This is a genomic window from Mycolicibacter senuensis, from assembly GCF_003284925.1.
GTDB classification, from domain to species: Bacteria; Actinomycetota; Actinomycetes; order Mycobacteriales; family Mycobacteriaceae; genus Mycobacterium; species Mycobacterium algericum_A.
Genome location: NZ_QMEX01000113.1, coordinates 1 through 11677, shown reverse-complemented (window position 1 = coordinate 11677; position 11677 = coordinate 1). Strand labels below are relative to the sequence as shown.

General features: G+C 70.7%; 9 protein-coding genes and 1 riboswitch. Of the genes, 4 read left to right on the top strand and 5 right to left on the bottom strand.

Annotated features, from left to right (window positions below; all coding sequences use genetic code 11):
* From DQP56_RS18905 to cobN, 4 genes are all read right to left on the bottom strand, one after another.
* Window positions 1-235: precorrin-6A/cobalt-precorrin-6A reductase (locus DQP56_RS18905; RefSeq protein WP_205868920.1), on the bottom strand; the 235-nt coding region annotated here is incomplete at its 3' end.
* On the bottom strand, window positions 232-1683 hold the full coding sequence (locus DQP56_RS18900; protein ID WP_112688017.1) for a cobyric acid synthase: 1452 nt from the start codon (window positions 1681-1683) through the stop codon (window positions 232-234). The genes DQP56_RS18900 and DQP56_RS18905, both read right to left, overlap by 4 nt.
* On the bottom strand, window positions 1683-2426 hold the full coding sequence (gene cobF, locus DQP56_RS18895; protein WP_205868919.1) for a precorrin-6A synthase (deacetylating): 744 nt from the start codon (window positions 2424-2426) through the stop codon (window positions 1683-1685). The genes DQP56_RS18900 and cobF overlap by 1 nt, the downstream gene beginning before the upstream one ends.
* A complete protein-coding gene (gene cobN, locus DQP56_RS18890; protein ID WP_112688014.1) occupies window positions 2426-6007 on the bottom strand; it encodes a cobaltochelatase subunit CobN in 3582 nt (1193 codons plus the stop codon). The genes cobF and cobN overlap by 1 nt, the downstream gene beginning before the upstream one ends.
* Before the next feature lie 235 nt (window positions 6008-6242).
* Window positions 6243-6435, top strand: a riboswitch (cobalamin riboswitch).
* A 37-nt stretch (window positions 6436-6472) separates the two neighbouring features.
* Between cobN and DQP56_RS18885 the strand changes: the two genes are divergently transcribed.
* The 4 genes from DQP56_RS18885 (at window position 6473) to DQP56_RS18865 (ending at window position 11170) form a co-directional block, all read left to right on the top strand.
* Window positions 6473-7666 (top strand): ABC transporter substrate-binding protein, encoded by a 1194-nt coding sequence (locus DQP56_RS18885; protein WP_112688010.1) that lies wholly within the window; start codon window positions 6473-6475, stop codon window positions 7664-7666.
* The gene (locus DQP56_RS18880; protein WP_112688007.1) at window positions 7663-8715 is read left to right on the top strand and encodes a FecCD family ABC transporter permease; all 1053 of its coding nucleotides are present in this window, start codon (window positions 7663-7665) and stop codon (window positions 8713-8715) included. The genes DQP56_RS18885 and DQP56_RS18880 overlap by 4 nt, the downstream gene beginning before the upstream one ends.
* Window positions 8716-8837: 122 nt before the next feature.
* Complete coding sequence (locus DQP56_RS18870) at window positions 8838-10595, top strand: ATP-binding cassette domain-containing protein (protein WP_112688004.1); 1758 nt, start codon at window positions 8838-8840, stop codon at window positions 10593-10595.
* Window positions 10592-11170 carry a DUF7676 family protein gene (locus tag DQP56_RS18865; protein WP_112688001.1) on the top strand — a complete coding sequence of 193 codons (579 nt, stop codon included), beginning with the start codon at window positions 10592-10594 and terminating at the stop codon, window positions 11168-11170. Before DQP56_RS18870 ends, DQP56_RS18865 begins: the two co-directional genes overlap by 4 nt.
* Before the next feature lie 108 nt (window positions 11171-11278).
* Here the strand turns inward: DQP56_RS18865 and DQP56_RS18860 are convergent.
* Window positions 11279-11677, bottom strand: a 399-nt coding sequence (locus tag DQP56_RS18860) for a PPW family C-terminal domain-containing PPE protein (protein WP_234825727.1), incomplete at its 5' end; no start/stop codon positions are given.

Genomic DNA, 11677 nt, shown 5'->3' with positions numbered 1-11677 from the left:
GGGACATGGTGGTGGCGAACGGGTGCGTGGCGTCGACGACGGCGTCGTAGTCGGCCAATACCGCACGCAGCCCGTCGATTCCGCCGAATCCGCCGATACGCACCGCCCCGACCGGCAGCCGCGGGTTGGCCACCCGGCCGGCCAGGGAGGTGGTGACGTCCACGCCGGCGCGCACCAATCGGTCAGCCAGGGCTCGGGCTTCGGCGGTCCCGCCGAGCAGCAACAGTCGCGTCACGGTCCCCCCGCCGCCAAGAACGACAGACCCGGTGGCGGCCCGCCGCGCGTCAACTCCAGCAGGGCATCGACATCCAGGTGCTGCTCGACCAGATCAGCCAGCAAGTCGAGCCGGCGTTCGCGGGCGCCCGGAAACGACACCCCGGAGGGTTTCATCCCGAGGCTTTCGGCGAGAAATTCGGCGCGCAGCGCGTCCCTTTCGAAACTTCCGTGCCGCATGGTGCCGAACACTCGACCGGCACGCACGCCGCCGAGAAAGTCCTGCACCCGCTCGCCCCGGCTGATCCGGCCGTGGTGTATCTCGTATCCACCGTCGGACAGCCGCAGCACTTTGTCTGCACCGAAACAGGTTTCGACGTCCAGCAGACCCAGGCCGGTCACCTGGCCCGGTGCGCCCTCGATCCCCTCCGGGTCGCGGATCGACCGGCCCAGCATCTGAAAACCCCCGCAGATCCCCAGCACCGGCTTGCCCGCCGCGGCGTGCGCGACGATCGCGTCATCCAGTCCGCGCGAGCGCAGCCAACCCAGATCGGACGCCGTGGCGCGGGTCCCCGGCAGCACCACCAAGTCGGCATCGGACAGCGCGCGCGGGTCCGAAGCGAATACCACGTCCAGGTCGGGTTCCAGGCCGAGTGCGTCCAAATCGGTGAAATTGCTGATCCGCGGCAGCCGTATCACCGCCACCCGTCGCGCCCCGGTACGCGCCGAGCGTCTGCCGTCCAGCTCCAGGGCGTCCTCGGAATCCAGCCACAGCTCGGGATGCCACGGCAGCGTGCCAAAGACCCGGCGCCCGGTGCGGCGCTCCAATTCCCGCAACCCCGGTTGCAGCAGCCCGGCGTCCCCGCGGAACTTGTTCACGATAAACCCGGTGATCAGCGCCTGATCCTCCGCATCGAGCAACGCGACGGTGCCGAAGAACCCCGCGAACACCCCGCCCCGGTCGATGTCTCCGACAACCACCGTCGGCAGATCGGCGTGGCGGGCCAGCCCCATGTTCACGAAATCGCTGTCCCGCAAGTTGATCTCGGCCGGGCTGCCGGCGCCCTCGGCGATGATCACGTCGTAGCGGGCCGCCAGATCGTCATAGGCCCCGTGGGCGGCGTCGGCCAACGCCCGGCGCCCCTCCCGCCAGTCCGACGATGAGACCTCCCCCCAGGGCCGGCCCATGAGCACCACGTGGCTGCGCTGGTCGCTGCCGGGTTTGAGCAACACCGGGTTCATCGCCGGCTCGGGGACCGCGCGCGCGGCCAGCGCCTGAACCCATTGCGCCCGGCCGATCTCCGTCGCGATCCCGTCGGCCCCCACGCACACCATCGAGTTGTTCGACATGTTCTGCGCCTTGTAGGGAGCCACTCTTATCCCGCGGCGTGTCAGCGCCCGGCACAGCCCGGTGCTCACCACGGTTTTGCCGGCGTCGCTGGTGGTTCCGGCGATCAGCAGCCCCGCCATCAGGGCCTGCGCACCAGGAAGATGTCCATCACCCAGCCGGCCTCGGCGCGGGCTGCGCGGCGGGCGTCGACGAGCTGCCCTGCGACGTCGCCGACCCGGCCGTGCACCAACCGCTCCCCCGCGGCACCGAGGTTGGCGCCCCACCAGATCGTCCAGTCGGCCAGCGCGGAAAGATCCAGCCCGTCGGGGTTGAGCATCGCGACGATGTTGTCCTGACCGGCGCCCACGGCCTCCCAAAGCCGCCGCCCGGTGGTGATGTGCACCGGCCTGCCCACCTCGTGCAGCACCATGCGGTGTCGGGCGGCCAGCAGCTGCGGGGCGCTGATACCTGGCAGTACCTGGTACTCCAGTTCTACGCCAAGGGTTTTCATTCGCTCCACGATGCGGATCGTCGAATCGTACAGCGAGGGGTCACCCCACACCAGAAATGCCGCGGTGCCGCCGTGGGCCCGCAGCACCTCGGCGTAGCGCGCCGCTCGGGCGGCATGCCAGTCGGCGACGGCGCGGGTATACCCGGGGCCGGTCAACTCCGGTGAGCGGTCGCGGGGCGGGTCGGCGACGGTGACCACCGGGACTGCGGGGGCGTAGGCGTCCACTATCGCGCGGCGCAGCGCCAGCAGGCCGTCCTCGGATCCCTTGGCTGCGGCCAACACGTAGTCGACGCTGCGCAGCACCTCGGCGGCCTCGGCCGTGACGTGCTGGGGGCCCATGCCGACACCGAGGATCCAGACCTGCAGCGCCATTACCGGTCCTCCAAATCCCCTTCGACGTCCAGGTAGGCCTGCTGCAGCGCCGCCATGGTCTGCGGATCGGGGTCGGCCCACAGGCCCCGGTCGGCGGCCTCCTGGAGTCGCTCCACGATGCCCTGCAGCGCCCACGGGTTGGACTTGTCGAGGAACTCGCGGGTCTGCGGATCCAGCACGTATTCCGCTGCGAGCTTCTCATACATCCAGTCGTGCACCACCCCGGCGGTGGCGTCGAAACCGAACAGGTAGTCCACGGTGGCGGCCAGTTCGAAGGCGCCCTTGTAGCCGTGCCGGCGCATCGCGGAGATCCAGCGCGGGTTGACCACCCGGGCCCGAAACACCCGGGCGGTCTCCTCGGCCAGCGTGCGGGTGCGCACCGCATCCGTCGACGTCGAGTCGCCCACATAGGCTTTCGGATCCGTGCCGGTCAGCGCTCGCACCGTCGCGATCATGCCGCCGTGGTAGACGAAGTAGTCATCGGAGTCGGCGATGTCGTGCTCGCGGGTGTCGATGTTCTTGGCAGCAACTTTGATCCGGCGGTAGTTGGTGCGCATGTCATCCGCGGCCGCACAGCCGTCCAGTCCGCGGCCGTAGGCAAACCCGCCCCAGGCGGTGTAGACCTCAGCCAGATCCTTGTCGTCGCGCCAGGTTCCGGACTCGATCAGCTGCAGGATGCCGGCCCCGTACGAGCCGGGCGCGGAACCGAAGACGCGGGTGGTGGCCCGGCGCAGGTCGCCGTGCTCCGCCAGGTCGGCGCGGGCGTGGGCGGCCACGAAGTTCGACTCGGCTGGCTCGTCGAGCGTCGCCACCAGTTGCACGGCATCGTCGAGCATCGTCACCACGTGCGGGAACGCGTCCCGGAAGAATCCCGAGATGCGCACCGTCACATCGATGCGTGGACGCCCCAACTCCTCCAGGGAGATGACCTCCAGTCCCGCTACCCGCCGGGAGGCCTCATCCCAGTCGGGTCGCACCCCGAGTAGGGCCAGCACCTCGGCGACGTCGTCGCCGGACGTGCGCATCGCGGAGGTCCCCCACACCGACAGCCCCACCGACTCCGGATAGCGGCCGGTGTCGTCGAGGTAGCGCCGCACCAGCGAGTCCGCCATCGCCTGCCCGGTCTGCCACGCCAGCCGGGACGGCACCGCCCGCGGGTCGACGGTGTAGAAGTTGCGGCCGGTGGGCAGCACGTTGACCAGACCGCGCAGCGGTGATCCGGACGGTCCCGGCCGCACGAATCCACCTGCCAGCGCATGCAGCACCGAGTCCAGCTCGGCTGCGGTGCCGGCCAGCCGCGGAACCACTTCGGTGGCAGCGAATCTCAGCACCCGGCACACCTCCGGGTCGGGGTGCAGCGTGTCGGCGACGCGGGCGTCCCAGCCGGCGGCCTCCATGGCCTCGACCAGTTCCCGGGCACGGTCCTCGATCTCGTCGACGACGGCGGCAGCAGCGTCTTCCTTCAAACCCAACGCGGCCCGCAGCCCCGGCACCGCGTGGTCCACCCCGCCCCACACCTGCGGGGCGCGCAGGATCGCCAGCACCAGGTTGATGCGCTCGGCTCCGGCCGGGGCGCCGCCGAGCACGTGCAGTCCGTCGCGGATCTGGGCGTCCTTGATCTCGCAGAGCCAGCCGTCGACGTGCAGCAAGAAGTCGTCGAACTGCTCGTCCTCGGGCCGCTCGTCCAGGCCCAGATCGCGGTGCATCTCCGCGGCGCGCATCAGGTTCCAGATCTCGCCGCGGATCGCCGGCAGCTTGCCGGGATCCATGGTGGCGATGTTGCCGTACTCGTCGAGCAGCTGCTCCAGCCGGGCGATGTCGCCGTAGGACTCCGCGCGCGCCATCGGCGGGATCAGGTGGTCGACGATGGTGGCGTGCGCGCGCCGTTTGGCTTGCGCGCCCTCGCCGGGATCGTTGACCAGGAACGGGTAGATCAGCGGCAGGTCGGCGATCATGGCGTCGGTGGCGCAGCTCGCCGACAGCGCCGCGGTCTTGCCGGGCAGCCATTCCATCGAGCCGTGCTTGCCCAGGTGGATCACCGCGTGCGCCCCGAAACCGTGTGCCAGCCAACGGTATGCGGCCAGGTAGTGGTGGCTCGGCGGCAGCTCCGGGTCGTGGTAGATGGCCACCGGGTTCTCCCCGAAGCCGCGCGGCGGCTGGATCATCAGCACGACGTTGCCGGATCGCAATGCGGCCAGCACGATCTCGCCGGCATCGTTGACGAACAGGGTGCCCGGGGCCGGGCCCCACGCCGCGGTCATCGAGTCGCGTAGCTCGTCGGGCAGCTCGGCGGTCCACTGCGCGTACTGCTGCGCGGTAACCCGTACCTGGGCCTCGGTCAGCTGCGCGGCGGACAGCCAGTCCTCGTCCTGGCCACCGGCCTCGATCAGGTTGTGGATCAACCGATCCCCCGCCTGCGTCTCGTCAGCGATGTCGAGCACCCCGAAACCGTCGCCGACGTCGTAGCCGGCGTCGGCCAGCCGGTGCAGCAACCGCACCGCCGAGGCCGGGGTGTCCAGCCCGACCGCGTTGCCGACCCGGGAGTGCTTGGTGGGGTACGCCGAGAGCACCAGCGCCAGCTTCTTGTCGGCGTTCGGGATACGGCGCAGCACAGCGTGGTTGACCACCACACCCGCGACCCGGGCACAGCGTTCGGGGTCGGCGGCGTAGTGCGGCAGCCCGTCGTCGTCGATCTCCTTGAAGGAGAACGGCACCGTGATGATCCGGCCGTCGAACTCCGGGATGGCGATCTGGGTGGCCGAATCCAGCGGGGTGACGCCGTCGTCGTTGACCGCCCAGTCCGCCCGCGACGACGCCAGGCACAAGCCCTGAAACACCGGAATATCCAGTGCGGCGACCTGTTCGATGTCCCAGGCGCCGTCGTCGTCGCCGGCACCCACGGTCGCGGTGGCGTTCATCGCGCCGCCGGCCGCCAGCATGCAGACCACCACCGCATCCAGGGTGCCGAGCGCCTCGAACAGCTCGTCTGGGGCGTTGCGTAGCGACGCGGCGAAGATCGGCACCCCGACCGCCCGGCCGGTGGCGTCGATGGCGTCGGCCAGCGCGTGGGCGAACCCGGCGTTGCCGCTGACTTCGTGGGCCCGGTAGTACAGCACCCCGACCCGTACCGCATCGGGCGCCTCATTCGGCTCGCGAGACCCGTATCCCCATTCCGGGATCACCGACGGCTCGTCGAAGCCCTCGCCGGTCAGCAACACCGTGTCACACAGGAACGCGTGCAGCTGCGCCAGATTCGCCGGCCCGCCCTCGGCGAGGTAGGCGTGCGCCTGCGCCGCCAGCCCGATCGGGACCGTCGAGCACTCCATCAGCTCGGCGTTGGGTGATCGCTCGCCGCCGAGCACCACCACCGGCAGACCCGTGGCGCGCAGCAGCGTCAGCTCGGCGTCGATCTCCGCGGACGACCCCAGGATCCGCAGCACCACGACATCCGCCCCGTCGAGCACCGGTTCGATGTCCTGGCGCGCCGGGTTGCCCAGGTTGTAGGCCGCTCCGCTGGCGCGGGCCGACAGCAGGTCGGTGTCGGACGTGGACAGCAAGGCGATGCGCCGGGCATCAGACATCGGGGTTCCTCCTCGGGGTTCGCGCCCCATTCGGTCGGGTGTCCCGCGGCCAGTATCTGGCTGACGGCGCACCACGAACCGCGCCGCTCACAGTGGCGGAACCGCCCCGGAATCATTCGGCGGTCCCAGTGCCGGCTCGCCTCCGCCGCCCCTTCGGGCCACCTCCGTCGAGCCTCGCTGGACCGCCGGAATTACACCGGGTTCCTGACGCCACGAGACGGCGGCCAGCCTAGCCCAGCACGGCATGCAAGAATGTCGCCGGTAAGGCGATGGCAACACAGTGAGGAAGCCGGTGCGAATCCGGCGCGGTCCCGCCACTGTCATCGGGGAGTGACCCTCATCGGCCACGGTCCGCCACGTGTGGGACTGGAAGGCGAGGCGAGCAGTGATCCGAGAGCCAGGAGACTCACGTCATCGCGTCCTGCGAACCGGGGCGGTGTACCCCGAGGAAGCTGATGCACGCCCATGTTCCGTGCGCTGCGGGTAGTTCCCGTGCTGGCCACCGCGCTGGCCCTGTCGCTGGCCGGCTGCTCGGCCGAGCACGCCCCCCGCACCGCCGACGGGCGGCAGGACTGCATTACCGACTTCGATCCACACGCCGACTACTTTCCCGACAAGTCGACGCTGTCCGAGGCCACCAACTTCACCATCGAATACCACCGCAGCTACCAGATCCTGACGGTGCACCGCCCCTACCTCGGCGGCACACCGGTGTCCTATGTGCTGGTGCGCTGCGGGGCGCCGGCCCCGGCACTGAGCGGCGAACTGGCTGCCGCCCAACGCATCACCGTTCCGGTGCGCAGTCTGTATTCGGGCTCGACGACCCATCTGGCGATGATCACCGAACTCGACAAGGCCGACGTGGTGACCGGGGTGGCGAGCCCGGCCGCGGTCGCCGACCCGCAGCTCCGCGAGCGCATCGACGCCGGTGCGACCGTCGGCTACGCACCCGGCGGGCAGGTCAACATCGAAAGCGTGCTGCACGCCGGCCCCGACGTGCTGGTCACCCAGGGCATGGACGACGCCGGCTACCCCAAGCTGCGTGAAGCCGGCCTGCCGGTGGTCGCCGACGCCGAATGGCTGGAGGCCACCCCACTGGGCCGCGCCGAGTGGATCAAGATGTTCGCCGCGCTGACCGGCGCCGAACGCCGGGCCGGGCAGGTCTACCAGGGCATCCGCCAGCGCTACCGGGCGCTGGCGGCGCAGGCCTCGGCGGCCGCGCCCACCGAGGTGCTCCTCGGCACCATGTACTCGGGCCACTGGTCCATGCCCACCGGCGCCAGTTACTCCGGGCGGCTGGTAGCCGACGCCGGCGGCAGCTACCCGTGGCTCGCCGACGACGGCGCCGAGAGCCGGCAGCTGAATTTCGAATCGGTCTACACCCGCGCGGCAGACGCACCGGTGTGGCTGGTCACCGACGACTGGGCAACCGTCGATGACGCGGTGGCACGCGACAGCCGCTACCGCGAACTCGCCGCGGTCCGCACCGGCCAGGTGTGGTCGGCGACCAAGGCGATCGGACCCGGTGGGGGCAACTTGTACTGGGAACGCGGCACCGCGCGACCGGATCTGCTGCTCGGCGACCTGGTCGCCATCCTGCATCCCGAGCTGGCCGATCGCGGCCACGACTTCGAGTTCTACCGGCAGGTGCCGCGATGACGGCCGCCGCGGTGCGGCCGGGGCGCGCCACGCTGGTGCTGGCCGGGCTGATCGCCGCGGTGCTGGTGCTGGCGCTGCTGGGGCTGGCGTTGGGGCCGGTGCGGGTACCGCTGGCCGACACCGTGCGGGTGCTGTTCGGCGCCGACGCATCCGATCCGCGCTGGCAGGTGATCGTGGCCAACATGCGGCTGCCGCGGGTGCTCACCGCGCTGGCCGCCGGATCCGCCCTCGGGGTCGCCGGCCTGCAACTGCAGACGCTGTTCCGCAACACCCTGGCCGACCCCTACATCCTCGGGGTCAGCTCCGGGGCCAGCCTGGGTGTGGCGCTGGTGGTGCTGGCCGGCGGTGCCGCCGGCGCCGGCTTTCGCACCACCGGCGGCAGCCGCGCCGGGGAGGTGCTCGCCGCGGCACTCGGCGCGGCGGCGATGTTGACGCTGGTGCTGGTGTTGTCGCGCTGGACCCGGTCGGCGGCGACGCTGCTGCTGATCGGGGTAATGATCGGAGCGGCCAGCACCGCGCTGGTGAGCCTGGCGCTGGTGTACTCCGACCCGCAACGGGTGCAGCAGTACCTGCTGTGGGGCTTGGGCAGTTTCGCCGCGACCGGCTGGGCCGACCTGCGGCTGCTGCTGCCGCTGGTGGCCGTCGGGCTGATCACCGCGGCGATGACGATCCGGCCGCTCAACGCCCTGCTGCTCGGGGAGAGTTACGCGGCGACCATGGGCATCAACGTGCACCGCGCCCGCATCGTCACGGTCGCCTCGGCATCATTGCTGGCGGGGGTGACGACTGCGTTCTGCGGGCCGATCGGCTTCCTCGGGCTGGTGGTTCCGCACGTGGCCCGCATCGCCGTGGGCACCTCCGATCATCGGCTGGTGCTGCCGACGGTGATGTTGCTGGGTGCGGTCGCCGCGCTGGCGTGCGGCATCGTCAGCCAGGTCCCGGGCAGCGATCTGGTCATCCCGATCAACGCGGTGACCGCGCTGGTCGGAGCGCCGGTGGTGATCACCGTGCTACTGCGGGCCCGCCGCGGATCGGGGATGCCATCATGACGGCCCGCATGATCCCGGCGGTTCAGCGAGGCTCGACGGAGGAGAGCCGAAGCTGGGACCGCCGCATGGTCCCGGCGGTTCAGCGAGGCTCGACGGAGGAGAGCCGAAGCTGGGACCGCCGCATGGTCCCCGCCGCCGTCGAGTTGGCCGGCCTGGCGATCGGCTACCGGCACCGTCGCCGCTCGACGACGGTGGCCACCGGCTTGAGCGCGCAGGCCCGCCGCGGCGAGCTGACCGTGCTGATCGGCCCCAACGGCGCCGGCAAGTCCACCTTGATCCGCACCCTGGCCGGATTGCAGCCCGCACTCGGCGGCCGGGTGCTGCTGGACGGCGCCGACCTGACCGGCCTGCCCCGCGACGAACTGGCCCGCCGCGTCGCGGTGGTGTTGACCGAGCGGATCGACCCGGGTCTGCTGTCGGCGCGGGCGCTGGTGGGGCTGGGCCGTATCCCGCATCTGGGGTTGGGGTCTCGGCTGCGTCCCGCCGACGAAGAGATCATCGACTGGGCGCTGGCCGCGACCGGTGCCCAGCATCTGGCGTCGCGGCCGGCCGTGGAGTTGTCCGACGGTGAATGCCAGCGCGTGCTGACCGCGCGTGCGCTGGCGCAGCAGCCCGGCCTGCTGATCCTCGACGAGCCGACCGCGTTCCTGGACGTCTCGTCGCGGGCCGGGCTGTTCGGGCTGCTGCGCAAGCTGGCCCGCGACCAGCAGTTGGCGGTGGTGCTGAGCACCCACGACCTGGAATTGGCGCTGCGGGTGGCCGACCGGGTGTGGCTGCTGGATCCGGCGGGCACGTTGGTGGATACCGTCGGCGAGGAGCTGATGCTGTCCGGCCGAATCGGGGCGTTGTTCGACACTGACACACTGCGTTTCGACGCGGCCAGCGGCATGTTCGCGTTCGACACCGCAGCCGGTGAGCGCCGCTCCGCCCGCATCGACGCCGACGAACCGTTGCGCACCGCGCTGCTGCGGGTGCTGTCGCGGGAGGGCTGGGACAGCGCCGAGCCAGGCGAGAACTGTGAACTTCTCGTCACCGCAACCGATCCCGGCGCGGTCACGCTGCGCTGCGCAACGTCGACCACGCGCACCGCGATGCGCGACCTGCCGCAACGGCTGCGCGCTCTGCCCGCCGGCCCACACCGCTGCACGCCGGCCGACCGGGTGGTCTCCGCGTTGGCCGAACTCGCGGACGTCAGCCCGTATTTCGGCGTGTCCACCGGGCCGGTCGAAGGCGGCGGCTGGCGACCGGTGACGCAGCTCTATGCCGACGAACAGCTGCTCGCCGGCGTGGTGGGCACCGTGCGAGACCGGATCGGAGCATCCGATTTTCGGGTGTCCGCCTCGACGTTCTTCCTGGGCTTCGCGGCGCGGCTGTGGTCGATCGGGCTGGGCGGGATCGCCGAGCACGGCCTGCTGTTGGACCTTGACCCCGATGAGCTCTGGTACTCCGAGTCCGAGGGCACGATACGGCTGCACCTGGCGAATCCGGTGGCCTGGCAGGGGCCGGACCCGGCGTCTCGGCTCGCCGACATGGTCCTGAGCAGGCACCTGACACCGCTGGCCGCCGCGGTGCGACGGCTCGGTTCGATCTCGGAGAAACTGCTGTACGGCAACGCCGCCTCGGCCGTGTTGGGCGCCGCCCGTGCGCTGCACCGCCATCACGGTGCACAGCTGGCGGCCGAACCGTGCTGGGAGCTCGCACGAACGGTGTGCGAGGACGAACGGCTCAGCGACACAATCTGTTTCAACGACTCAGGCACCGACTACCGGCGCGCCACCTGCTGCCTGTTCTACCGCACGCCCGGCGGCGGGCTGTGCATCGACTGCGCACTCACTCGTAAGCCCGAGATTCGCACACCCGATAGGAAGGGATTCAGATGACCGAAACCACCACCGAGATCGTCGCCGATCCCCCGATCGTCGACACCGAAGACCGTGGCCGCGAACAGCTGTGGCCGCTGCCCACCGATCAGCAGAGCCTGCTGGATCTCCTGCACCTGTGCTTCGACGAGTACTGGGACGAGATCTGGTTCGGCATCATCATGCAGGGTGCCGCCTGGGAGGTGGCCGCACCGAATGCCCCGCGCAAGATCGCGATGCTCGACGGCTACGCCACCGTTGATTTCGGCCGCTGGCACTTTCACCTGTGCATCGGCAAGCACCGGGCCAGCGGCTCGGAGCTGGGCCGGATCCGCCGGTGCACCCGCGCCGAGCTGTATCGCCGGATCGGCAAGGACGGCAACCCGATGTCGTGGGGCGTGCGACTCTACAACGGCCGCGACGAGCAGATGATGACGCTGATGCTGCCCAACCCGTTCCTCACCAACGACCAGCAGATCCGCGAGGAGCCCGAGTGGGGCCAGCTGGAACTGTGGGACAAGCTGCGCGAGAAGTACCTGGGGTTGGGCCCGGACCCGTTGGACCGCAGCGGGGCTCGGATCCGCTGCGGCGGTTAGCAAGGCTCGACGAAGGAGAGCCGAAGCTGGACCGCCGCATCAGACCCAGCGGTTAGCAAGGCCCGACGAAGGAGAGCCGAAGCTGGACCGCCGCATCCGACCCGGCGGTTAAGACTCCTCGCCCGGCCAGGTATTGGGGACCATCGGGCTGACCGCGCCGCCGCCGAATCCGTCGTCGGCCAGCGAGGTCAGCCCGGCCGGGCGGGCGCCCGCCACCCGGCGCGACCCGCCGGCGAAGCCTTGTGCCGCACCCCGATCCGAGGCCGCCACCAGCGCAGGCTCGGGTTCGAGGTCCATGTACTCATGGCCGCGGCCCAACATGTCGGCCGTCGGCTTGCGCCGCCGCCGCCGGGGTGCGGTCTGCTCGGCCGCCTCGGCTGCGGGGACGTCCACGCTGTCCGGCTTGGGCACCGGCTTCTTGCGGGCACTGGTTCCTGATGCGCGTCGGGCACCCATGTCCAGGCCGCCGACCATGTACATGTAGGCCGGCATGGTGACCGACGGCGG

Coding starts and splice junctions, on each gene's coding strand:
- DQP56_RS18865 (WP_112688001.1), top strand. CDS start 10,592: ATGACCGAAACCACCACCGAGATCGTCGCCGATCCCCCGATCGTCGAC.
- DQP56_RS18885 (WP_112688010.1), top strand. CDS start 6,473: ATGTTCCGTGCGCTGCGGGTAGTTCCCGTGCTGGCCACCGCGCTGGCC.
- cobF (WP_205868919.1), bottom strand. CDS start 2,426: ATGGCGCTGCAGGTCTGGATCCTCGGTGTCGGCATGGGCCCCCAGCAC.
- DQP56_RS18870 (WP_112688004.1), top strand. CDS start 8,838: ATGGTCCCCGCCGCCGTCGAGTTGGCCGGCCTGGCGATCGGCTACCGG.
- DQP56_RS18880 (WP_112688007.1), top strand. CDS start 7,663: ATGACGGCCGCCGCGGTGCGGCCGGGGCGCGCCACGCTGGTGCTGGCC.
- DQP56_RS18900 (WP_112688017.1), bottom strand. CDS start 1,683: ATGGCGGGGCTGCTGATCGCCGGAACCACCAGCGACGCCGGCAAAACC.
- cobN (WP_112688014.1), bottom strand. CDS start 6,007: ATGTCTGATGCCCGGCGCATCGCCTTGCTGTCCACGTCCGACACCGAC.